The sequence below is a fragment of the Luteimonas sp. R10 genome, assembly GCF_045689605.1.
Classification (GTDB): domain Bacteria; phylum Pseudomonadota; class Gammaproteobacteria; order Xanthomonadales; family Xanthomonadaceae; genus Luteimonas.
Window position 1 is genome coordinate 2884800 of sequence record NZ_CP141262.1, and the last position, 22790, is coordinate 2907589.

At 68.8% G+C, this 22790-nt stretch carries 19 protein-coding genes; 5 read left to right on the forward strand and 14 right to left on the reverse strand.

Annotation, left to right across the window (positions count from 1 at the left end):
- Position 1: 1 nt before the first annotated feature.
- The 12 genes from kdpB to U3649_RS12715 form a co-directional block, all read right to left on the reverse strand.
- Entirely contained in the window at positions 2-2047 is a 2046-nt protein-coding gene (kdpB, locus tag U3649_RS12660) for a potassium-transporting ATPase subunit KdpB (RefSeq protein WP_407354613.1), read from the reverse strand.
- Between the two features lie 44 nt (positions 2048-2091).
- Positions 2092-3849 carry a potassium-transporting ATPase subunit KdpA gene (gene kdpA, locus U3649_RS12665; protein WP_407351676.1) on the reverse strand — a complete coding sequence of 586 codons (1758 nt, stop codon included), beginning with the start codon at positions 3847-3849 and terminating at the stop codon, positions 2092-2094.
- A 68-nt stretch (positions 3850-3917) separates the two neighbouring features.
- Complete coding sequence (locus U3649_RS12670; protein ID WP_407351677.1) at positions 3918-4010, reverse strand: potassium-transporting ATPase subunit F; 93 nt, start codon at positions 4008-4010, stop codon at positions 3918-3920.
- A gap of 13 nt (positions 4011-4023) precedes the next feature.
- Entirely contained in the window at positions 4024-4788 is a 765-nt protein-coding gene (locus U3649_RS12675; RefSeq protein ID WP_407351678.1) for a TorF family putative porin, read from the reverse strand.
- 268 nt (positions 4789-5056) lie between these two features.
- On the reverse strand, positions 5057-6214 hold the full coding sequence (locus U3649_RS12680) for a Gfo/Idh/MocA family protein (protein ID WP_407351679.1): 1158 nt from the start codon (positions 6212-6214) through the stop codon (positions 5057-5059).
- On the reverse strand, positions 6211-7269 hold the full coding sequence (locus U3649_RS12685) for a sugar phosphate isomerase/epimerase family protein (protein ID WP_407351680.1): 1059 nt from the start codon (positions 7267-7269) through the stop codon (positions 6211-6213). The genes U3649_RS12680 and U3649_RS12685 overlap by 4 nt, the downstream gene beginning before the upstream one ends.
- A 17-nt stretch (positions 7270-7286) precedes the next feature.
- Complete coding sequence (locus tag U3649_RS12690) at positions 7287-8471, reverse strand: MFS transporter (protein ID WP_407351681.1); 1185 nt, start codon at positions 8469-8471, stop codon at positions 7287-7289.
- 32 nt (positions 8472-8503) lie between these two features.
- Complete coding sequence (locus tag U3649_RS12695) at positions 8504-9145, reverse strand: DUF1080 domain-containing protein (RefSeq protein ID WP_407351682.1); 642 nt, start codon at positions 9143-9145, stop codon at positions 8504-8506.
- Between the two features lie 77 nt (positions 9146-9222).
- Positions 9223-10029, reverse strand: coding sequence for a DUF1080 domain-containing protein (locus U3649_RS12700; protein ID WP_407351683.1), 807 nt, complete (start codon positions 10027-10029; stop codon positions 9223-9225).
- Positions 10029-10655, reverse strand: a complete 627-nt coding sequence (locus U3649_RS12705) for a gluconate 2-dehydrogenase subunit 3 family protein (protein WP_407351684.1) — start codon at positions 10653-10655, stop codon at positions 10029-10031. Before U3649_RS12705 ends, U3649_RS12700 begins: the two co-directional genes overlap by 1 nt.
- Complete coding sequence (locus tag U3649_RS12710) at positions 10655-12457, reverse strand: GMC family oxidoreductase (RefSeq protein ID WP_407351685.1); 1803 nt, start codon at positions 12455-12457, stop codon at positions 10655-10657. Before U3649_RS12710 ends, U3649_RS12705 begins: the two co-directional genes overlap by 1 nt.
- Before the next feature lie 16 nt (positions 12458-12473).
- Entirely contained in the window at positions 12474-13376 is a 903-nt protein-coding gene (locus U3649_RS12715) for a sugar phosphate isomerase/epimerase family protein (RefSeq protein WP_407351686.1), read from the reverse strand.
- A gap of 187 nt (positions 13377-13563) precedes the next feature.
- Here U3649_RS12715 and U3649_RS12720 point away from each other — a divergent pair, with 187 nt between their 5' ends.
- From U3649_RS12720 to U3649_RS12740, 5 genes are all read left to right on the forward strand, one after another.
- Complete coding sequence (locus U3649_RS12720) at positions 13564-15249, forward strand: GMC oxidoreductase (RefSeq protein WP_407351687.1); 1686 nt, start codon at positions 13564-13566, stop codon at positions 15247-15249.
- The gene (locus U3649_RS12725; protein WP_407351688.1) at positions 15246-15881 is read left to right on the forward strand and encodes a gluconate 2-dehydrogenase subunit 3 family protein; all 636 of its coding nucleotides are present in this window, start codon (positions 15246-15248) and stop codon (positions 15879-15881) included. The genes U3649_RS12720 and U3649_RS12725 overlap by 4 nt, the downstream gene beginning before the upstream one ends.
- Positions 15882-15956: 75 nt before the next feature.
- On the forward strand, positions 15957-16862 hold the full coding sequence (locus U3649_RS12730) for a DUF1080 domain-containing protein (RefSeq protein ID WP_407351689.1): 906 nt from the start codon (positions 15957-15959) through the stop codon (positions 16860-16862).
- A 277-nt stretch (positions 16863-17139) separates the two neighbouring features.
- The gene (locus U3649_RS12735) at positions 17140-19020 is read left to right on the forward strand and encodes an iron-containing redox enzyme family protein (RefSeq protein WP_407351690.1); all 1881 of its coding nucleotides are present in this window, start codon (positions 17140-17142) and stop codon (positions 19018-19020) included.
- A gap of 115 nt (positions 19021-19135) precedes the next feature.
- Positions 19136-20026 carry a DUF6999 family protein gene (locus U3649_RS12740; RefSeq protein WP_407351691.1) on the forward strand — a complete coding sequence of 297 codons (891 nt, stop codon included), beginning with the start codon at positions 19136-19138 and terminating at the stop codon, positions 20024-20026.
- Positions 20027-20481: 455 nt separating this feature from the next.
- Here U3649_RS12740 and U3649_RS12745 read toward each other — a convergent pair whose 3' ends face one another.
- Both U3649_RS12745 and U3649_RS12750 read right to left on the reverse strand, forming a co-directional pair.
- Positions 20482-21159, reverse strand: coding sequence for an OmpA family protein (locus U3649_RS12745; protein ID WP_407351692.1), 678 nt, complete (start codon positions 21157-21159; stop codon positions 20482-20484).
- Between the two features lie 120 nt (positions 21160-21279).
- Entirely contained in the window at positions 21280-22782 is a 1503-nt protein-coding gene (locus U3649_RS12750; RefSeq protein WP_407351693.1) for a WS/DGAT/MGAT family O-acyltransferase, read from the reverse strand.
- Positions 22783-22790: the final 8 nt, after the last annotated feature.

Below are 22790 nucleotides of genomic sequence, written 5' to 3' on the forward strand. Positions count from 1 at the left end.
CTCAGGCTCCGAGGGTCGCGAGGACCAGATCGATCAGCTTGATGGCCACGAACGGCAGCAGCACGCCGCCGAACCCGTAGACCAGCATGTTCCGACGCAGCAGCGACACCGCCGAGGCCGGCTTGAAGCGCACGCCCTTCAGCGCCAGTGGAATCAGCGCCGGGATCACCAGGGCATTGAAGATCAGCGCCGACAGCACCGCGTTGGCGGGGCTCGACAGCCGCATGATGTTGAGCCCGGCCATCGACGGGATCGCGGCCGCGAACAGCGCCGGCAGGATCGCGAAGTACTTGGACACATCGTTGGCGAGCGAGAACGTGGTCAGCGCGCCGCGGGTGATCAGCTGCTGCTTGCCGACCTCGACCACTGCCAGCAGCTTGGCCGGGTCGCTGTCGAGGTCGACCATATTGCCGGCCTCCTTCGCCGCCTGGGTGCCGGAGTTCATCGCCAGGCCGATGTCGGCCTGGGCCAGCGCCGGGGCGTCGTTGGTGCCGTCGCCGACCATCGCCACCAGCCGGCCGGCGGCCTGCTCGCTGCGGATGCGGGCGAGCTTGTCCTCGGGCCGTGCCTCGGCGACGTAGTCGTCGACGCCGGCCTCGGCAGCGATCGCGGCGGCGGTGAGCGGGTTGTCGCCGGTGATCATCACCGTCCTCACCCCCATCTCGCGCAGGCGTGCGAAGCGCTCCTTGACGCCGTGCTTGACCACGTCCGACAGCTCGATCACACCCAGTACATACCGGCCATCGGCCACGACCAGAGGGGTTGCGCCGCCGCGAGCGACCTGCTCGACGCGTGCGGCCAGCTCCGCGGTGGCCCCGCCGCCGAGGGCGCGCACATGGGCGCGGACCGCGTCCACGGCACCTTTGCGGATGGCACGCGGCTTGTTGCCGCCGCCGAGCAGGTCGACGCCCGACATTCGCGTCTGTGCAGTGAACTGCACGTAGTGGGCCCGCTCGGGTTCGTCCACCCGGCTGCCCAGCTCGCGTGCGAGGGCGACGATCGATTTGCCTTCCGGAGTCGGATCGGCCAGCGAGGACAGCAGCGCCGCATCGCGCAGCTCGGCGACACCGACCCCGGCGAGCGGGTGGAACGCGGTCGCCTGGCGGTCGCCATGGGTAATCGTGCCGGTCTTGTCGAGCAGCAGCACATCGACGTCGCCGGCGATCTCCACCGCCCTGCCCGACTTGGCCAGCACGTTCGCCGACAATGCCCGGTTCATGCCGGCGATGCCGATCGCCGGCAGCAGGCCGCCGATGGTGGTCGGGATCAGGCACACCAGCAGCGCGATCAGCAGCAGCGGATCGAGCTCGGCACCGACGAATCCGGCAAGCGCCGGCAGGGTCGCGACCACGATCAGAAAGGTCAGCGTCATCGCCGCCAGCAGCATGGTCAGCGCGATCTCGTTCGGCGTCTTCTGCCGGTTGGCGCCCTCGACCAGGGCGATCATGCGGTCGAGGAAGCCGTGCCCCGGCTCGGCGCTGACCCGGATGATGATCTCATCCGACAGCACTCGGGTGCCGCCGATCACGCCCGAACGGTCGGTGCCGGCCTCGCGCAGCACCGGCGCCGATTCGCCGGTAACCGCGGCCTCGTTGATGGTCGCCAGGCCCTCGATGATCTCGCCGTCGGCGGGCACGAATTCACCCTCGGAAACGACCACCAGATCACCGGCCCGCAGGTCCGAGGCGGCCACGCGCGATTCATCGGCGCTGCGGTCGTCAGCGTCCAGCCTGCGCGCGACCAGGTCGCGTCGCGCCGCCCGCAGCGAGGCCGCCTGGCCGCGGCCACGGGCCTCGGCGACGGCCTCGGCAAAGTTGGCGAACAGCACGGTGATCAGCAGGATCAGCGTCACCGCCAGGCCGAAGCCGATGCTGCCGGCCCCGAACACGGCGATCAGGGCCGACAGCACGGTGCCCAGCAGGACCACCGCCATGACCGGGCTTTTCAGCGCCTGCCGCGGCGACAGCTTGCGGAAGGAATCGATCAGCGCCGCACGGATCGCGGCGCCGCGCAGTCCGGCCGGCGGCTGCCGGCGGGATGTGCCCAGGTGGACCTGGGCGGGGGAAGAGGTTTGGTTCACTTTTCTTTACCTCACAGGCCGGCGGCCGGCATACCGACCAAGGCCAGGTGTTCGGCGATCGGGCCGAGCACCAGCACCGGCATGAATTGCAGGACGGTCAGCAGCACGACCACGGCGATCAGGGTCAGGGCGAAGGTGGGCGTCTCGACCTGCAGCGTGCCGCTGCCTTCCGGCGCCACCCGCTTGCGCGCCATCAGGCCGGCGACGGCGAGCGGCACGATCAATGCCGGGTAGCGGCCGAGGACGAGCAGCAGGACGCAGGTCAGGTTCCACCACGGTGTGGCGTCGCCCAGACCCTCGAAGCCGGAGCCGTTGTTGGCGAACGCCGAGGTGTACTCGTAGAACACCTGGCTGATGCCGTGGAAGCCGGGGTTGGAATTGCCGGCCAATCCCGGTACCGCGACGGTGACGGCGGTGAAACCGAGCAGCACCAGCGGCTGCAGCAGGATCAGCAGGGCCAGCAGGCGGACCTCAGGCGCCTCGATCTTGCGTCCGAACAGTTCCGGCGTGCGTCCGGTCATAAGGCCGGCCAAGAACACGCTCAGCAGAAGATAGACCAGGAACTGCTGCAGGCCGCAGCCGACACCGCCCCAGATCGCGTTGATCAGCATGTTGGTGATCGCCACGCCACCGGTCAGCGGTGCCAGCGAGTCGTGCATGCTGTTGACCGAGCCGTTGCTGGTCTGGGTGGTCAACGCCCCCCACAAGGCCGAGGCGTCGGCGCCGAAGCGCACTTCCTTGCCTTCCATCAACGCCGGATCGGCGGAGGTGACCGAGTGCCCCTCCGACCAGATCGCAGTGCCCGCCGAGGCCAGCGACATCACCAACATGCAGCCGAACACCAGCGCGGTCAGACTTCGCCGCCCGGTAAAGGCCCCCGCCATGAAGGTCAGCGAGACCGGGATCAGGACCAGCGCCAGCGTTTCCAGCAGGTTGGAGAGCGGGGTCGGGTTTTCCAGCGGTACCGAGCTGTTGGGACCGTACCAGCCGCCGCCGTTGGTACCCAGCTGCTTGGCCGCGACCATCGGCGCGACCGGACCGAGCGGGATCTTCTGCCCGGCCATGCCGGCGCTGGCGTCGATCGGCACCACGGTCGGGCCGCCCTGCAGCGTTGCCGGCACCCCCTGCGAAGCCAGCAGCACCGACCACAGCAGGCACAGCGGCAGCATGAAGCGCAGCGTGGCGCGGGTCACGTCGACCCAGAAGTTGCCCAGATCCCGTGGCGCGCGCTCATCCATCCGTGCAGCAGCGGATGCGGGGCGCGCTCCGATCTCCCTTCGTGCGGCCATTGCCTCGCGCCCGCCGAACAGCCCGCGCAGCGTCGCCACCACCAGCGCCAGGCCCATCATGGGAGCGACCACCTGCAGGCCGACGATGGCGACGCCCTGCGACAGATAGCTCAGCTCGGCCTGGCCGGAGTAATGCTGCTGGTTGGTGTTGGTGAGGAACGACACCATCGTGTGCAGCGCGGTGTCCCAGCGCATGTTCGCGATGCCGTCCGGGTTCAGCGGCAACCAGGCCTGGGTCATGAACATCACCCACACCACTGCGCCGAGCGCCAGATTGCTCAGCAGGAAGGCCTTGGCGTAGCCGCGCCAGCTCATGCCGCGACCGGGCGAAGTGCCGAGTGCCTTGTAGACGATCCGCTCGACCGGCACGAAGACGGTGTCCAAGCGCGAGCGGTCGCCGCGCATCACGCCGGCGAGATAGCGTCCGAGCGGCCGGCCGAGGGCGACTGCCAGGACCAGTACGAGAACAGCTTCAATCATGGTCGTTTCCTTGCCCGGCCGCTGCGGTTCTCGCGCGGGCCGGGGTTTCAGCGCGGGGAAGCGCCGGATCAGAAATCTTCGGGGCGCAGAATCACGAACAGCAGGTAGGCCGCCGCAGCGACCACCGAGATTCCACAGACGAATGCGAGCCAGCCGGGCATCGGTGCATCCTCCTCAGAACGAGGCCTGTAGCGCCGCCTCGATGCGGCCGCCGGCAAGCTTGTCGCCGAACATGCGCTTGGCGGCGGAATCGGTGGCGTGGGCGGTCAGGCGCAATTCGAACGGCGCCCTCACGGCCCAGATCGCGCTGGCCTGGCCGTGCCAGTAGCTGTCGCCGTGGGTGTCGCCGAGCGCGTAGTAGCCGGCGGCCGCTTCGAATGCGAAGGCCTCCCCTGCCGGGAAGCGGGCGCCGACCTGCGTGTAGATGCCGTCGTCATCGCTGCCCAGCGCTTTCGGCGAGTAGCCCAAGGACAGCCAGTAGCGGTCGGCATAGGCCAGTCTGCCGTTGAGCTCGGTCCAGTTCAGGTCGACCGTGGTCGACGGGTAGCGGTAATGCAGCAGGTTGACGTCCAGTGCCCAGCTGTTCGACAGCGCGCCGGCCCAGCCGAGGGTCAGGTCGAACTCGCTGCCGGCATGGGTTTCGGGGGCGAACTCGACGTTCGAGCCCCAGATCGAACCGTAGAAACCGGAATCGCCGGCGAGCGCGACGCCAACCTGCACCGCCGGGTCACCCTGGGTCTGAGTGGTGCCGCGCCAGACGTAGTCGGACGTGAGGGCCGCCGAGCCATCAGTTGAAACGGCCTGGGCCGAGGTGGCAACGGTCAGCAGTCCGAGAGCGGTGCAGCTGGCCAGCAGATGTGCGGGCCGCGAACCGGGAACACCGGGAAAAGAGCGAATGGAGCGCATGTCAGGCAACGATGGCGAGGCCGGATCGGCCACGCCGGAAAGTCTCGATCGATGCCGCGTAAACCTTCTATGTCGAGATGCGCCTTACGCATAATTTTTCCGTAAAACCTGCTTCGTCGGCACACACTTGTGAGCCGATCCGAGTGTGCCCACCTCGACAATGCGGGTCTGAAGAAGGCCAAAGAAGAGCCGAAACTCCTCCTAAGAAAACAAGGATGTCGGCGCTTTTTGCGCGATGTGGCATGGCCGGAGCAGCGGCTGCCCGGCTGTTGCGACCGCGTGGCCGTCGCGGCTCCTGCTGTTACGAGGCGACGGGCACCCAGGCCGCGCCTTGTCTCGCGCTGGCCACTGCGGCCTCGATGAAGGCCATTCCGGCGACGCCGTCGTCGATGCCGGGCAGATCGAGGCCGTCCGGTGGCGGCTCGCCGGCGACTTCCGCGGCGATCGCGCGGAACGCTTCGCGGTACAGGTTGGCGAAGGCCTCCAGGTAGCCCTCCGGATGCCCGGCCGGTATCCGCGTGATCCGCTGCGCGGCCTCGCTGGCATAGCCGTTGCCGCGGCGCAGGATTTCGCGCGGGCGGTCGGGGTACTTGACGATCAGCTCGTCGGGGTGCTCCTGCTGCCACTCGAGCGATGCCTTGCTGCCGTACACACGCAGGCTCAGGTTGTTCTCCTCGCCCACCGCGACCTGCGAGGCGTGCAGCACGCCGCGCGCGCCGCCTTCGAAGCGCAAAAGCAGATTGCCGTCGTCTTCCAGGCGGCGGCCGGGCACGAAGGTGGCGAGGTCGGCGCACAGTTCGGCGATGCGCAGGCCGGTGACGTAGCGCGCCAGGTTTTCCGCGTGCACGCCGATGTCGCCCATGCACCCGGCGGCGCCGCTGCGCGCCGGGTCGGTGCGCCAGGCCGCCTGCTTGTGGCCGCCGCTTTCGATGTCGCGCGCCAGCCAGCCCTGGGAATACTCCACTACCACCTTGCGCAGGGTGCCGAGCGCACCGTTGCGCACCAGGGCGCGCGCCTGCTTCACCATCGCGTTGCCGGTGTAGTTGTGGGTCAGCGCGAACACCTTGCCGCTGCGCGCGACCGTCCCGCGCAAGGCGCGCGCCTCGGCCAGCGTCAGCGTGACCGGCTTGTCGCAGACCACGTTGAAGCCGTGGTCCAGGAACAGCGTCGCGGCCGGGAAATGCTGGTCGTTCGGGGTGACGATCACGACGAAGTCCAGCCGTTCGGCGGACGGGCGTGCCGCCTCGGCGACCGCCATGTCGCGATAGCTGCCGTACGCCCGTTCGGCGGCCACGAACAGGTCGGCCGCCGAATCGCGCGAGCGCCGCGGGTCCGACGAGAAGGCGCCGGCGACGAGCTCGGCCTGCCCGTCCATCTGCGCGGCGATCCGGTGCACGGCGCCGATGAACGCGCCGCGGCCGCCGCCGACCATGCCGAAGCGCAGCTTTCGCCCGATCACGGCTTTCGCCCTTCCGGTCCGGCGGCGGTATCGAAAGCGGCATCGAAGGCGGCCGCGCTGGGCGGGAAGTCGAGCCGGCGCACGTGGGCCGCCGCTTCGGCGGCGCCGTGCCGGCGATCCATGCGCGCGTCCTCCCATTCCACCGACAGCGGGCCGCGGTAGCCGATGTCGTTCAGCGCGACGATGATGTCCTGGAAGCGGACGTCGCCGCGCCCGACCGAGCGGAAGTCCCAGTGGCGGCGCGCGTCGCCGAAGTCGGTATGGCCACCGAACACGCCCACGGTGCCGTCGCCGTGCCCCCACCAGACGTCCTTCATGTGGACGTGGAAGATGCGCTCGCCGAAGGTGCGCAGGAAGCGGATGTAGTCCACGCCCTGGTAGGCGAAATGCGAGGGGTCGAAGTTGAAGCCGAAGCGCGGGTGGTGGTCGACCGCCTCCAGGGCGCGCTGCGCGCTGGCGATGTCGAACGCGATCTCGGTGGGGTGCACTTCCAGGGCGAAGTTCACGTCGGCCGCGTCGAAGGCGTCGAGGATCGGCCGCCAGCGCCGCGCGAAATCGTCGAACCCCTGCTGCAGGTAGGCCTGCGAGGTCGGCGGGAAGGCGTAGACCGCGTGCCAGATCGACGAGCCGGTGAACCCGGTGACCACGGCCGGGAAGTCGATCGCCGCCGCGCCCGGCCGCGCATCGAAGAACGCGCGCGCGGCCCTGGCGGTGTCGATCATCCGTGCGGCGGCCCGCTGGCGCACGCCTTCCGGCTCGCCGTCGCCCCAGACCTCCGGCGGCAGGATCGCACGATGGCGCTCGTCGATCCGGTCGCAGACCGCCTGCCCGACCAGGTGATTGGCGATCGCATGGCAGCCCATCCCCTGTGCCTGCAGCAGGCTCCAGCGCTCGCGCGCGTAGTCCGGCGAGGCCAGCGCGCGTTCGACATCGAAGTGATCGCCCCAGCACGCCAGCTCCAGGCCGTCGTAGCCCATGGCCTTGGCCTGCGTGGCGAGTTCGCCGAGCGAGAGGTCGGCCCATTGACCGGTGAACAGGGTGACGGGACGTGGCATGGCGGGACTCCTGGTGTTCATGTGCCGACGCGCTCGATGCGATAGCCGCCGCGGGCGCTATCGATCCAGTGGATGATGCCGAAGATCAACGCGATCGCGACCGGCAGTGCCGCCCAGGTCGGCAACACGTGCGCGGCGCCGTAGGCATCGTTGATCCAGCCCATCACCGGGCCGGCCACCGCGGTCGAGAACGCGCCCGCGGCGCCGATCACCGCCAGCGCCAGCGCGCCGCCGCGCGGGAAGCGCTCGGAGGTCAGGCCCAGCATCGTCGGCCACCAGAACGCGGTGCCCACCGCGAGCAATGCCGCGGCGGCGAACGCCAGCGCCGGCGTATCGGCACGTCCGAACAGCCACAGCCCGAGCGCCGCGATCGGCGCCGTCACCGCGATCAGCGTCACCGGCGAGAGCCGGTGCGCCAGGCCGCCGCCGAACTGCCGCAACGCGTACATGATGCCGTTGATCCACACCAGCAGCAGCACGCCGGCCTGCAGCGTGCTGTGCATGACCTCGTTGAAGATGTTGCTGACCCATTGCCCCGGGCCGAGCTCGGTGGCCGCGGTCAACCACATGCAGGCGAACACCACCAGGAACAGCGGCCGCCTGAGTTCGGCATACATCGCAGCGGTGGAAACGCCCGCCGCCTTGCGCTCGGTCTCGGGGAAACGCTGGGCGAAGAACATCGCCGCGTAGACCGCCGAGGGCAGCAGCATCAGCAGCATCTTGGACTGCCAGTTCAGGCCGACCTGGGTGAAGGCGAAGGCGAGCACGCCGCCCACCACGATACCGCCGGGAAACCAGGCGTGCAGCTTGACCAGCCGCGCGGTCTTGTCGCCCCGGTACAGCGTGGCGACCAGTGGATTGATGCCGGCCTCGACGAAGCCGTTGGCGATACCGATGAGCACGGTGGCCGCGAACAGCGTGGTGAAATCGGTGGCGAACACGGTGAGCAACACGCCGGCGATGTGCCCCACTGCCGCCAGCTTCAGCAGCCGGCCCATGCCCAGCAGGTCGCACAGCGTGCCGCCGAACAGGATCGACAGGCCGAAGCCCCAGAACGCGGCGCCGCTGATCCAGCCCAGCTGGGTCTTGTCGAGCCCGAACGCGAGCTCCAGCTCGCCCATGATGTCGCCGCGGATGGCGAAGGACATCGCAGTGGCCAGCAGGGCGATGCAACTGGCGACGAACAGGCGCTGCGGGTTCATGGCGTTCCTCCGCGGGACAGGGACGAATGGGTTTACGGCAGCGCTCGCACCTTGATGTTGCGGTAGTGCACCTCGCTGTCCGGATCGTGCGCCTGCAGCGCGAAGGTGCCCGAGGACAGCACCCGGCCGCGCATGTCGGCCGGCCGTTCCGGTCGCGGCGGCTGCGTGTAGTCGACGATCGGCTCGTCGTCGACGAAGGTGCGGATGCGGCGGCCCTCGACGCGGATGCGCAGCGTGAACCACGCATCGTCCTTCGCCGGCACCTGGTAGTTGTCCTCGACTGCGTACAGGCCGCCGGTGCGCTTGGGGTCGCTCTGGCTGTTGTTGACCTGCACTTCATAGCCCTTGGCCGGCCAGCCCTCGTCCTGCCAGGCGGTGTGGAAGTAGACGCCGGAATTGGCGCCGGGCCGCGTCATGGCCTCGAGCTGCAACTCGAAGTCGCGGAAGTCGTGATTCTCCACCGGGCCGACGTAGTACAGATGCGAGCGCGGGCCGCGCACCACGATCGCGCCGTCGCGCACGCTGAACGAACCCGGCGCTTCGCTGGCACGCCAGCCGGCCAGCGTCTTGCCGTCGAACAGCGTCTGCCAGCCGTCGCGTGCCTGCCCGGCGGCGGGCAGGCACGCGCAACCGGCCAGTGCCAGCAGGCAGGCGCCGAGCGAACCAATGCGCATGAGAGATCTCCTCCAGTCAGGCCGACGCATGGCCGGCACGGATCGGCACGATGCCGCCGTTGGCATGGGCACCGCGTTCATTGCGGCACCGGCCGCGCGATCGCGCGGATCCAGATGTTGCGAAACGCCACCGCGTCGCCGTGGTCCTGCAACCGCAGCGGCTGCCGCGCGGCATGGGCCTCGTATTCGGGCTGGCCCCGGTAGACGGTCGATCCGCGCAACGCGACGTCGTGCTGGACCAGCACGCCATTGTGAAAGACGGTCATGCGTGCCGGTGCCAGCACGCGACCATCGGAGGCGAAGCGCGGCGCCAGGAACAGCACGTCGTAGCTTTGCCACTCGCCCGGCGGCCGGCTGGCGTTGACCAGCGGCGCATGCTGCTTGTACACCGAGCCCGCCTGGCCGTTGACGTAGGTGGCGTTGCGATACGAGTCCAGCACCTGCAACTCGTAGCGCTCCATCAGGAACACGCCGCTGTTGCTGGCGCCCTGCCCTTCCCCCGCCGGCTGCGCGAGCGTGCGGAATTCCAGGTGCAGCTGCACGTCGCCGTACGTCTCGCGCGTGCGGATGTCGCCGCTGCCCGGCGTCACCACCAGCGCGCCATCCACCACCTTCCAGCCGATCGGGCGGCCGTCGTCCGTTCCGCTTGCCTCGGCATGCTCCCAGGCGTCGGTATCGGACCCTGCGAACAGCACCCTGGCGTCGCTGGGGACGCCACCGGCAGGCGCATCGACCTTCGGCGGCACCGGCTGCCACACCTCGGTCGCCGACGGCGGCGGCGCCACGTCCCCACCGGCACGCACCGATGCCGCGGCCACGGGCATCGCCAGCACGCCGGCCGCAGCCACGGCTCCCAGCAAAACGCGACGCGTGATCGGCGGCATCAGCCCACCCCCACGAGTTCGAGCACTTCCGGTGGCGGCCCGTCGAAGCTGGCCAACGGCACGTTGCCGACATAGCCCAGGTATTGCCGGCCCTGCGGCGACGTGCAGAACCCGCCGATGGTCAGGTCGCGGTAGCGGGCGAAGAATTCCGCGGCCTGCCTGAACTCGGCGCGCGCCCTGGGCAGATAGCAGATGTCGTCGCAGATCGCGCGGCGCTGGCTCGCGCTCGATTCACCGAAGCTGCGCGAGAAACGCTGCTCCGCCTGCGCATCCAGCCAGTCGAATCCGGGCAGGATCAGCTCGTGATCGGCGGCCTGTTGCGGATACGGCGCGCTGACCCACTCGTCGATGAAACCGACCACGCCGACCCCGACCGCGCCCGGCGCGTCCGCGTCGGCCGGCACGATCAGGTCGCACAGGGCGGTGGCGATGCGCCGCTGCCGTGCGCTCAGCGTCAGCGGCCAGAGCACACCGGGCCCGTAGACCTTGAGCAGGTCCGGGTCGGCGCCGTAGCCCACGCCCGAAGGCAGCTTGGGCGGCGGCTCGGAACTGCAGCCGGTCAGCTGCATCAGCGGCAGGGCGCTGGCCGCGCTCAACATCCACTTCAGCGAGGTGCGGCGGTCCATCAAAGCTCCTTGCGGCGCATGCGCGCCAGGATGTGGTCGGAGGCGCGCCAGGCCAGCGCCATGATCGTCAGCGTCGGGTTCTTGTCGGCATTGGACGCGAAGACGGCGCCATCGGTGACGTAGAGATTGTCCACATCCCAGGTCCGGCACCACCGGTCCGTGACCGAGGTCTTCGGATCGGCGCCCATGATCGCGCCGCCCAGTTCGTGGATGATCGAGCCGCCGGGGTCGATGGCCTTGGCGCCGTCGGTCTCGATCTCGCCCTGCACGCGCCCGCCCATCGCCTCGATGATGTCGGCGAAGGTGCGCTGCATGTGCGCGGCCTGGCGGGTCTCGTGCTCGGACCATTGCCAATGGAAGCGCAGCACCGGGATGCCCCACCTGTCCTTCACCTCCGGGTCGATCTCGCAGTACGAATGCTCGTTCGGAATCATCTCGCCGCGGCCGGCGAAGCCGACGAAGGAGCCGTAGTAGCGACGCACGTCTTCCTTGAACCGCTGGCCGTAGCTGCCGCCGGTGAGCCATTCGAGCCCGGCGCCGGTGTTCAGGCCGGGCATGCGCCGGCCGCCGCCGAACTCGATGTGGTAGCCGCGCGCGAACCCGAGCTCGCCGGCCAGCTGCTCCTTGTAGAGCCACCACGGCGAATACATGTGGCCGCCGTCGGCGCCGTCCTCGTTGTGCGGCGGCAGGTTCTCCAGCAGCGGAACCTGTCCGGTCACGCTGGTACCCACGGTGTCCATCAGGTAACGGCCGACCTTGCCGCTGGAATTGGCCAGGCCGTCGGGAAACGCGCCGGACCTGGAGTTGAGCAGGATGCGCGCCGATTCGCAGGCGCTGGCCGCCAGCACCACCACGCGCGCCGAGGCCGCGAATTCCTGGCCGCTGGTCTTGTCGATGAAGCGCACGCCTTCGGCCTTGCCGTTGGCGCTCAGCGCCACCTCGCGCACCATGGCATCGCAGACGATGTCCAGCCGGCCGGTCGCCAGCGCCGGCGGCAGGTGCACGGTGGTCGACTGGTAGTTGGCGCCGGTCGAGCAGCCGCGGCCGCAGGGCGTCGCCCAGAAGCAGGCCGCGCGGCGCAGCATCGCCTCGCGCAGGATCCGCTGCGCCTCGGCGTTGCCCGGGTGCAGCCTGGCCGGCAGGTTGTCGGCATCCAGGCGCCGGGTCAGCACCGCGCGGTGGCCGGCGACCACCGGAACCCCCAGGCGCCCGGCGCGCTGCTGGACCAGCAGGTCGCTGACCCTGGGCTTGGGCGGCGGCAGCAGGACGCCGGGCGGGGAATCGGGCGTGTTCTCCAGGCCGTCGTTGTCGCCGTACACGCCGATCAGCATCTCGACCTTGTCGTAGTACGGCGCCACGTCGGCGTAGTCGATCGGCCAGTCGAAGCCCAGGCCGTCGCGGCTGTAGGGCTTGAAGTCGTAGGGGCCGTTGCGCAGCGAGATCCGGCCCCAGTGGTTGGTGCGGCCGCCGAGCATGCGCGCGCGCCACCAGTCGAATCGGCCGGCGGCGTCCTGGCGTGCATTGACGTAGGGCTCGCCGGGCACCTGCCAGCCGCCGTCGACGGTCGCGTCGTAGAAACCGAAATCCTTGTCCGGGGTCGCCGCGCCGCGCAGCGGCGCCTGTTCCGGGGTCTGGAACATCGGCGTTTCGGTGGCCGGCGTGTAGTTGCGCCCGGCCTCGAGCATCAACACCCTGGCGCCTTCCATGCACAGCGTGTAGGCGGTCTGCCCCCCGGCCGCGCCGGAGCCCACCACGATCACGTCATACGCCTGCTTGATGGCGCCTGCGGTCAGAAAAGGCACGGCATGACCTCGGCGCTCACGCCTTCAGGCGGCTCAGGTAGTCGAAGCTCAGCTTCGCGCTTTCCAGCGGCGGCCGCTCGAAATTCTCCTGCTCCACGAAGTAGTGGCGGATCCGCCGCGGATCCACGGCAGCGAACAGCTTCGGCCAGTCCACCCGGCCGTTGCCCACCTCGGTGGTCTGCGTATCGACGCGATCGACGCCCGTCCTGGCGTCCTTGCGCACGTCCTTGATGTGCAGGGACGAAATCCGGTCCGCGTGGCGGGCGAGAAGCCGCAGCGGATCGGCACCGGCGGCCACGGCCCAGCCGATGTCGAGCTGCATCGTCACCAGCTTCGCATCCGTCAGCCGCAACAGTTCGTCGTACGCCGTCACACCGGCGTACGAGCGGAACTCCATGCCGTGGTTATGGTAGCCGCAGGTGATGCCCGCCCCGCGCGTGAGCTCGCCCATGCGGTTGAGCTGCTCCGCATTCCATTTCCAGTCGTCCAGGGTCATGCCGGCCGCGAGCGCGTCACCGTCCTCGAAACGCGAATCCGCCGTCGACGGAAACGAGATCACGATGTCCCTCGCGCCGATTGCACTTGCATAGTCGATGCGCCGCCGCAGGTCCTGCTGCGCATCGGCCATGCCGCAGTGCATGCTGGGCGCGGCCAGGCCGTTGTCCCGGAGCATGGCCAGCACCTCGGCGGCGGGCTGCTTCGGCACGCCCGCGAACTCGACTTCTCCGTATCCGATCGCGCCGACCGCCTTCAAGGCGGCCGGGAGGTCCTTTGCGACATCGTCCCGGATCGTCCACAACTGCAGCCCGACCGGCTTGTCCAGGGGGCCGAGGCGCGATTTCGAGGCAAAGGCAGCGGGAGAGGTCGTGGCGGCGAGCGCGAGTGAGCCGTACCGGAGAAAGGCGCGTCGCGTCGGCATGGTGTTTCCCTCGCTCCTCCAGGCTCGCTCCCATCAAGGGTATCCGGACCGGAACCGATGAACAATGCTGCCTCGCTGCGGCGCATTTCGTGCCGCCGATCGTTCGAGGCCCGCCTCGACGAGGCATATCGATGCTACCGGCTTTTCGGGGTAGAGTCCCGGTCGAACGGGCTCGAGAAGCACAGGCATGGGCGTCGACAATCGTTCCTTTGACGCGATCGTGGTCGGCACCGGCATCAGCGGCGGGTGGGCCGCGAAAGAGCTGACCGAGAAGGGCCTGAAAACGCTGGTGCTCGATCGCGGCCGCATGGTGAAGCACGGCGAGTATCCCACCGCGGCCGACCGGCTCTGGGAAACCCCCTATGCCGGCCGCCCCACGCAGGCGGATCTGCGGGAACAGGAGGTCGCCAAACGCGCCGGCGTGCTCTCGCAGGCGACCAAGCACTGGTTCGTCAACGATATCGATCATCCCTACATCGAGAAGAAGCCCTTCGGCTGGGTGCGCGGCTATCACGTCGGTGGCCGCTCCATCATGTGGGGACGGCAGTCGTATCGCTGGAGCCCGATGGACTTCGAGGCGAATGCGAAGGAAGGCATCGGCGTGGACTGGCCCATTCGCTACGGGGATCTCGCGCCCTGGTACGACCACGTGGAGGGTTTCATCGGCGTCAGCGGCCAGACGGAAGGCTTCGAGCAACTGCCGGACGGCAAATTCCTGCCACCCATGGCGCTCAATTGCGTCGAGCTGCACCTCAAGCAGGCGATCGCCGACAAACTGGGGCGCGCGCTCACCATCGGCAGGACCGCGAATCTCACCGCGCCGCTCGCGCACAGTCCCCAGCGCAGCACGTGCCAGTATCGCAATCTGTGCAGCCGCGGCTGTCCCTTCGGGGCCTACTTCAGCAGCAACTCCAGCACGCTTCCGGCAGCGGAGAAAACCGGAAACATGACGCTGCGGCCCAATTCGGTCGTCTATGAGCTCATCTACGACGGGAAGAAGGACAGGGCGAGCGGCGTGCGTGTGCTCGATGCGGAAACGAACGAGCAGATGGAGTTCCACGCCAAGGTGATCTTCCTGTGCGCGTCCACATTCGGTTCCACGTTCATCCTGATGAATTCCGTCTCCGACAGGTTCCCGGACGGCTTCGGGAACGACAGCGGCGAGCTCGGCTGCAACATCATGGATCACCACCTGGGCGTCGGCGCCTCGGCGACCGCCGAAGGCTTCGATGACCGGTACTACAGCGGCCAGCGGCCCAACGGCATCTACATTCCGCGCTTCGTCAACATCGGCAAGGACAAGCGCCAGTACCTGCGCGGCTTCGGCTATCAGGGCGGCGCCTGGCGCTCGGGGTGGACCCGGCTGCTCGACGACACCGCGCTGGGCGCGGACCTGAAGGCGAAGGCGGCAGCGCCCGGGCCGTGGGGCGTGGGCCTGGGCGGGTTCGGCGAAACCCTTCCGTACCACGAGAACCACGTCACGCTCGATCGCACGCGCAAGGACAAGCATGGTCTTCCGGTGCTCGCCTTTGATGCCGAGATGCGCGAGAACGAATTGAAGATGCGCCAGGACATGGCCGCCGAGGCCGCGACGATGCTGGAGGCCGCGGGATTCAAGGATGTCCACCCCTACGATGGCGGCGACGAGTTGGGCCTGGGCATCCATGAGATGGGCACCGCGCGCATGGGCCGCGATCCGAAAACGTCCGTGCTCAATGCCTGGAACCAGGTTCATGCCTGTCCGAACGTCTACGTCACCGACGGGTCCTGCATGACGTCCGCGGCCTGCCAGAACCCGTCGCTCACGTACATGGCCTTGACGGCGCGCGCCGCCGATCACGCCGTCCGGGAACTGAAGCGGATGAACCTATGAAGACCGTCATGAACCGCCGCGATGCGATACGCCGCGTCGCCTTGCTCATGGGGGGCGCCGTTTCGATGCCGGCCATCCTGGGCGTGCTCGGTGGCTGCTCGGCCGAGCCGGGCGCGGACGCGGGCGCAGAATGGAAGCCGGCGTTCCTCACGCCGGAGCAGGCCGCGCTGGTGGCGGAGGTCGCGGAGATCATGATTCCCCGCACGGACACGCCGGGAGCGAGGGACGTCGGCATCGCGGCCTTCATCGACACGATGTTGAAGGACGCCTATCCGGAGGACGGGCAGCGGCGCTTCGTCGCGGGACTCGCGGATTTCGAAGCCCATGCACTGCGCGAGCACGGGCGCGCCTTTCTCGCGCTGGAACCGGGACAGCGCACGGCGATGGTGAAACAGGCGCATGACCCGGCCGTCGAGGCGGAGAGGCAGTCGACCCTTCCCCTCGACGAGCGACAGCGTCCTTTCATCCTCACGATGAAAGAGCTCACGATGCTCGGCTACTTCACCTCGGAGCCCGGCGCCACGCAGGTACTGCAGTACCGCCCGGTTCCCGGCGCGTACCACGCCTGTGTCCCGCTGCGGCAGGCGGGGAACGGCAAGACGTGGGCCACGGAAACGAGCCGCCCGTTCTGATTCGCCCGACGGACAGCGGCGGCCCGGCACCGCAGCCTCACATGACAGCGGCATCGATGACAGCAGGACTGACGCATGAATCCGTATTCCAGGCTCGTCGCGCGATGCGGCGGCTGCATCCTCTTGTTCGCCGCGCTGTCCGCGGGCGGCGCTGCGGCGGACGCCACCGCCGAGCAGGAAGAATGGATCGCGCTGTTCAACGGCCGCGATCTCGACGGGTGGACGCCGAAGATCACGGGGCACGCGCTCGGGGACAATTTCGCCGGCACCTTCCGTGTCGAAGACGGACTGCTGAAGGTGCGCTACGACGGGTACGCGTCCTTCGACGGGAAGTTCGGCCACCTCTTCTACAAGGATCCCTTTTCCTACTACCGCCTGGTGGTGGAATACCGCTTCGTGGGCGAGCAGGCGCCGCACGGCCCCGGGGACTGGGCCTTGCGCAACAGCGGCGCGATGCTGCATTCACCGCATCCGCGCACGATGGGGCGCGACCAGGACTTTCCCATTTCCATCGAGGCGCAGTTTCTCGGGGGCCTGGGCGACAAGGCGCGCTCGACGATGAACCTGTGCACCCCGGGAACGGAGGTCGTCTATCAGGGTTCGATTTATCCCGAACATTGCCTGGATTCGGCTTCGAAGACATTCGAAGGCGACCAATGGGTGCGCGCCGAGATGCTCGTGCTGGGCAGCGGGCAGATCACCCACTTCGTCAACGGCGAGGAAGTGCTCGAGTATGCGTTGCCGCAGTTCGGCGGCGGCGCCGTGTCGAATTTCGACCCGGCCGCCAAGCCCGACGGGCAACTGATCGAGGGCGGCTACATCTCGCTGCAGAGCGAATCGCATCCGATCGACTTCCGCAAGGTGGAACTGCTCAACCTTGCCGGCTGCATGGACCGCGGCGCGAGCAACTACAAGCGCTATTACGTCAAGTCCGTGCCTGAAAGCTGCGTGTACGCGAAAGGCTCGAAGCCGGCAATGTAATACCGGCATTGGTCCATCAGGCCGGAAAGCCGGAACCCCGACGGAGTTTCCGGCTTTTTCCTTATGCACTCCACCGTCGAGCCCGCCCGGTGGCGAACACGCCTTCGATGTTCGTCCTCGATTCGCTTCACGGTATCGCGAGGCTGCCCGTATCGTTGATCGCGAAGATCCAGGAGGACGGTCAAGCGACGCCGACGGTACCTGTACCGCTCCGGTGCGGCAAACGACACCGGCCGGCATCCGGTATAAAGACCGGCACTCACCAGGGACAGGGCGCATGCGATTCGACAATGTGTACATCACCGCCACCGGTGCCTACTACCCGGGCCCGGCGATCGACAACGAGGCGATCGACCGCTACATCGAGCCGATCAACGCGCTGTCGCCGCGGCTCAAGCGGCGCATCCTCGGCGAAAACGGCATCGCGACCCGGCACTACGCCATCGACGAGGACGGCAACAGCACCCACTCCTGCGCCGGGCTGGCGGCTGCCGCGGTGCGGGCCTGCCTGGGCGAAGATCACGCCTCGGCGCTGCGTGCGATCGACCTGCTGGCGGCGGCGACATCCTCGGGCGACCTGCTGCTGCCCGGCTTCGCCAACATGGTGCAGGCCGAACTCGGCGCGCCGGCGATGGCCACGGCCAGCCACCACGGCGTCTGCGCCTCCGGCATGACGGCGCTGCAGCACGCCGCGCTGGCGCTGCAGTACGGCCAGTACCGCGACGCGCTGGTGGCGACCGCGGAATTCCCGTCGCGGCTGTTCAAGCGCTCGCGCTTCGCCCCGGTCGGCTACAACGCCGACTTCGACGCGCACTTCCTGCGCTGGATGCTGTCCGACGGCGCCGGCGCCTGGCGGCTGTCGAACATGCGTCCGACTGCCGGGACCGCGCTCCAGCTGCGGTACCTGCACCTGAAGTCCTTCTCCGGCGAACTGCCGCTGTGCATGCAGGCCGGGCAGTCGGCCGACGGGCGCCACTGGGGCGACTACCCGACCTTCAGCGAGGCCGACGCCGCCGGGGCGATGCTGCTGCGCCAGGACATCCGCCTGCTGCCGCAGCTGTTCGACGTGGCCACGCACGAGTACGTGAAGCTGGCGCAGAGCGGCGCGATCGACCCGTCGACCGTCGATCACTTCCTCTGCCACTATTCTTCGCAGCGCTTCGCACCGGTGGTGAAGCAATGCCTCGAGCTGGCGCAGCTGGAGATCCCGGAATCGCGCTGGTACAGCAACCTGGCGGTGCGCGGCAATCTGGGCTCGGCCTCGATCTTCACCATGCTCGACGACTTCCTGCGCGAAAAACAGCCGCGGGCCGGCGAGAGGATCCTGCTGTTCGTGCCCGAGTCCGGACGCTTCACCGTGGCGTTCGCGCTGCTGGAGGTGGTCGATGTCGCCACGCCCGCCGGGCGCTCGCTGCCGGTGCCGGAGGCGATCGGCACACCTGCGCCGATCGCGCTGCCGGATCCGCCGCACAGGCCGGACCCGTCCACCCAGCTGCCCGAGGTCGCGCGCCTGCTGCGCGAGCTGGCGCTGGTCTGGCACGACTATCGAAGCCGCATCTGGCGCACCCCGCTGGTGCGCAAGATCCTCGACGGTAGCATCGCCAAGGCCGATTACGTCGGCTGGATGGAGCAGTGGGTGCCGCAGGTACGCCAGGGCAGCCTGTGGATGCGCAAGGCCGCGGACCACCTCACCCCGAGGTACGCCGCACTGCGCGGCACGGTGCAGCACCACGCCGACGACGAGCAGCACGACTACGACGTGCTGTTCCAGGACTACCGCAACGCCGGCGGCCGGGTCGCGTCGCTCGATGCGCTCGAGCGCAATCCGGGCGGCGAGGCGCTCAACGCCTACCTGCACGCGCGCGCGGCGCAGCCGGACGCGCTGGGCCTGCTCGGCGCGATGTACATCATCGAGGGCACCGGGCAGCGCATCGTGCCGGCATTGCTGCCGCTGCTGCGCCGGCGGCTGGGCTGGCTCGGCAAGAGCTTCACCTTCCTGTCCTACCACGGCGAGAACGACGTCGCGCACCTCGAGCGCTGGCTGCGGACGCTGGAAACAGTGCTGGAGATCGGCGGCCGCGCGGTCGCCGAGGAGATCCTCGAGGACGCGCGCCACGTCGCGGTACTGTATGCGCGGCAACTGGAGATGATCCGATGACCCGCCACCCCCCTACCCCCGTAGAGCGGAGCCTGCTCCGCTGCTTCCGGCTCCGGAGCCCGCGTAGCGGAGCAAGCTCCGCTCTACGGGGGCGAAGGCTCGAGGGAGATCGGGCGTGAGCAGGACCGAAGACTGGCTCGACGCCCCGCACGATCCGCGCGACCCGAATCCATGGCTGGCGCTGTATCTCGACGCCAGCGGCCCGCTGGCCGACGACGTCAAGCGCGCCTGGCTGGCCGACGCCGCGTCGCGCTCGCGCCAGTTCGTGCTGCCGGTGGTGCGGCCGCTGGCGCGGCTGTCGATCGTGCTGATCCAGTTGCTGAAGATCGTGCTGCCGCGCGGCCTCACCTCCTCGAAGTGGCTGCACCGCACCATCGTCTGGGGCATGAAGACGTTCGTGCGCCCGGAAGCGAACTGGCTGATCCTGCGCCACTTCCATCTCGGCTCGCAGATACTGGCGTTCATCGGCCGCAACGCCCTGCCCGGCCGCGAGCTGCCCTCGCACCCGTTGAAGCCGGCCGACATCGACGCGCTGCGCGACGACGTGTTCCTGCAGCACGACCTCAACCTGTTCAACTTCATCATCCACCTCAACCGCGAACTCGGCGGCCGCCCGATCCAGCCGCCGGACGCGCTCGATTTCTCGATGATCGAACCGCCGGACCTGCGGCTCGAGGACATGCCGGCCCGCTGGAGCAACTTCATCGACCTGCAGACGGCGATCGAGGTCTACACCCCCGTCTACCAGCTGTTCCTGACCGACAACGATTTCTGGCGCGCGACCAATTCGCTGCAGCTCGACGAGATCATCGGCATCTATTCGGCGACGCTGCTGCAGCGCCAGGACTACCTGGTGTTCCTCAACAACAAGCACCCCCTGGTACCGCTGACCACGCTGCGGGCCGGCTTCCGCCTGGTGCTGCACGGCCTGTCCACCGAGATGCTGCACGCCCTGCTCAGCCGTGCCAAGGCGGAGCGTCCACAGTCCGTGGCTGAAGCGAGCTGAGGCATTCTGAGGCATTGCACGACAGGCTCGGCTGATGTTCCGCGTCAGCAGTCCTTTCCGCCGCAACGAAGCTACCCCGTCGCCACGGGGCAGCGCCAATGAATAGCCACCTCGCGCTGTTCCTGAGCGAAGTGCCTGCCTTGTTGCCGCGTCGAGGCGGGAGCCGCGCCGTGGGGATTGCTCCGCCCTTCGGTCCGGCCGCGCCAGGCAATCCCATCCGATGCGACGCGGTATCACCGTCGCCACGGGGCTAGGTCAGTGAATAGCCGTGTCATGCATCGGCTCCAGGCCGAGCGGCCTCGATTGCCTGGCGCGGCTATTCATTGGATGCCGCCCATGGCGACGGTGCTACATCCGATCTCTCCCGAATCACGACCGACCCTCAATCCAGAGACCGGGCTGCAAAAAAAAAGGGGCCGCTTGCGCGGCCCCTCCATCGTTGCATTGTCCGAACGTCAGGCCTGGATCGGCACCAGGGTGATCTCGACGCGGCGGTTCTGCGCGCGGCCGGCCTCGGTGCCGTTGTCGGCGATCGGACGTGTCTTGCCGGCGCCGACGGTGATCATGCGCTGCTGCGAGATGCCCTTCGATCCCAGGTACCCGGCCACCGCCTGCGCGCGGCGCTCCGACAGCTGCTGGTTGTAGCTGTCGCTGCCGACGCTGTCGGTATGGCCGGCGATCTCGATGATCGTCTGGTCGTACTGGCGCAGCGTGTTGGCGACGTTGTCCAGCACCGGATAGAACTGCGGCTGGATGTTGGACTGGTCGAAGCCGAAGGTGATGCTGCCCGGCATGTTCAGGGTGATGTTGTCGCCCTGGCGGACGACGTCGACGCCGGTGCCGGCCATCTGCCGCCGCAGCTCGGCTTCCTGGCGGTCCTGGTAGGCGCCGACGGCCCCGCCGGCGAGCGCTCCCGCGCCGGCCCCGACCAGCGCGCGCTGACGGCGCTCGGTGGCGTCGCCGCCGCTGAGCAACCCGGCCACCGCACCGATGCCGGCCCCGACCAACGCGCCGGTCCGGGTACGGTTGGGATCGTTGGGATCGCTGGACTGACCGGTATAGCTGGCGCAACCGCTCATCAGCAGCGCACCGGCGAGTGCGGCGGCGAGACCGGGATTGGCGAACTTGCGCATAGTGGCTCTCCTTGGATGACGCCGGACTGTCCGGCTGGGTGAACAGGCCACCATGCTAACCACGCCACGGTCTCAACAGGGTGACGGGAGCCGCAACGGACGCCATCGGATAGTCCCCATTCAGCCGGCGAGTTCCGGCGCTGCGCCCGCGTGCGTGGCCACCGCCCGGGCCCCGTCGACCGCCAGCCCCTCGGCAGCGGCCGCGTCGAGCGCGGCCTCCCAATCGCCCATCAGCGCCAGGTACAGCAGCTTCTCGAACTCCGGGCCGAAGCGGCGGATCACCGCATCCGGATCCGGGATCAGCCGCGCATCGGCGATCAGGCCGAAATGCACCCGGCCGTTGTAGCTGAGGATCGAGATGCCGATGCCGATCGAGCCGGTCTGCGGCACCCAGAACATCATCTCGCGCAGGGTGCAGCCGGCCAGGTACAGCGGCTGCTGCGGGCCGGGCACGTTGGTCGCGACGGCCGTGGCCTTGCGGCTGAGCAGCGCCAGCGCGACCTCCTGTACGGGTTGAGGTGTCATGCCCAAGGCCGCGAGCAATCCATAGGCGACAATGGCTTGCTTGGAACTCTTCAACCGATCCATGCAGTGCGCCACCCGCTCCAGCCGCCGCACCGGGTTCGGCTCGCCGACCGGCAGGTCGAGGAAGACCAGCCCGAAGTGGTTGCCGAGCTTCTTCGCGTGCTCCAGCGGCCGCAGGTTGACCGGCACCGTGGCGCGCAGGGTGATGCCGTCGACCGGCTCGCCGCGCTCGCGCATGTAGTCGCGCAACGCGCCCGCGGCCGCGGCCATCAGCACGTCGTTGACGGTGCAGTCGCAGGCGCGGCCGACCGCCTTCACCTCCTCCAGGTCCAGCGGCTCGGCCCAGGCCACGCGCTTGCTGACGCCCAGAGGCCCGCGCAGCAGCGAGGGCGGATCGTCGGGCAGCGACAGGGCGACCAGCAGTTCGCGCGCGATCTCGCCGCCCTCCTTCGCCAGCATCGTGGCCAGGCCGGGATCGCGGTACATCTCCATGCCCTTCGCGATCGCCTTGCCGCCGAGCCTGCGGTAGCGCGCCACCGCCCCGACGCGGCGCGCGACCTCGGCGCCGTCCTGCTTGAGCCAATCGCGCGCCAGGTCGCGGCCGGCATCGGGATCGCGCACCGTGTCGGTGAGCGACAGCAGTACCTGCACCAGCGCCATGCCGTCGGCATAGCAGTGGTGCACGCGCGCGACCAGCGCCGAGCCGCCGCGATAGCGTTCGACCAGATGGAACTGCCAGAGCGGCCGGTCCTTGTCGAGCGGCGACGATCCCAGCCGGCTGACGAAGCGTTCGAGCGCGCGCTTGCCGCCGCGCCCGGGCAATGCCGCCGGCTGCACGTGCCATTGGATGTCGAAGCTCGCGTCGTCCTGCCAGGCGGCGCCGGTCGGCGCGTCCACCGGCTTCTGCCGGAAGCGCGCGTAGGCGAGGAAACGCTGCCCGACCAGGTGCCGCAACCGCTCCAGCGACATCGGCTCGGCGAACATCAGCACGCCGGTGATCATCATCGGATTGGTCGGCTTCTCCATCCGCAGCCAGGCGGTGTCGACCCGCGACATCGGTTCGCTGCGCGGGCGCCTGCGCGGTTGCTGGGCGGTCATCCGCTCCT

What these genes read in the sequence shown, in the direction of transcription:
- U3649_RS12725 (WP_407351688.1), top strand. Translation starts at nt 15,246, where the DNA reads ATGAAGACCGTCATGAACCGCCGCGATGCGATACGCCGCGTCGCCTTG.
- U3649_RS12690 (WP_407351681.1), bottom strand. Translation starts at nt 8,471, where the DNA reads ATGAACCCGCAGCGCCTGTTCGTCGCCAGTTGCATCGCCCTGCTGGCC.
- kdpA (WP_407351676.1), bottom strand. Translation starts at nt 3,849, where the DNA reads ATGATTGAAGCTGTTCTCGTACTGGTCCTGGCAGTCGCCCTCGGCCGG.
- U3649_RS12685 (WP_407351680.1), bottom strand. Translation starts at nt 7,269, where the DNA reads ATGCCACGTCCCGTCACCCTGTTCACCGGTCAATGGGCCGACCTCTCG.
- U3649_RS12735 (WP_407351690.1), top strand. Translation starts at nt 17,140, where the DNA reads ATGCGATTCGACAATGTGTACATCACCGCCACCGGTGCCTACTACCCG.
- U3649_RS12720 (WP_407351687.1), top strand. Translation starts at nt 13,564, where the DNA reads ATGGGCGTCGACAATCGTTCCTTTGACGCGATCGTGGTCGGCACCGGC.
- U3649_RS12715 (WP_407351686.1), bottom strand. Translation starts at nt 13,376, where the DNA reads ATGCCGACGCGACGCGCCTTTCTCCGGTACGGCTCACTCGCGCTCGCC.
- U3649_RS12730 (WP_407351689.1), top strand. Translation starts at nt 15,957, where the DNA reads ATGAATCCGTATTCCAGGCTCGTCGCGCGATGCGGCGGCTGCATCCTC.
- U3649_RS12750 (WP_407351693.1), bottom strand. Translation starts at nt 22,782, where the DNA reads ATGACCGCCCAGCAACCGCGCAGGCGCCCGCGCAGCGAACCGATGTCG.
- U3649_RS12700 (WP_407351683.1), bottom strand. Translation starts at nt 10,029, where the DNA reads ATGCCGCCGATCACGCGTCGCGTTTTGCTGGGAGCCGTGGCTGCGGCC.
- U3649_RS12705 (WP_407351684.1), bottom strand. Translation starts at nt 10,655, where the DNA reads ATGGACCGCCGCACCTCGCTGAAGTGGATGTTGAGCGCGGCCAGCGCC.
- U3649_RS12745 (WP_407351692.1), bottom strand. Translation starts at nt 21,159, where the DNA reads ATGCGCAAGTTCGCCAATCCCGGTCTCGCCGCCGCACTCGCCGGTGCG.
- U3649_RS12670 (WP_407351677.1), bottom strand. Translation starts at nt 4,010, where the DNA reads ATGCCCGGCTGGCTCGCATTCGTCTGTGGAATCTCGGTGGTCGCTGCG.
- U3649_RS12695 (WP_407351682.1), bottom strand. Translation starts at nt 9,145, where the DNA reads ATGCGCATTGGTTCGCTCGGCGCCTGCCTGCTGGCACTGGCCGGTTGC.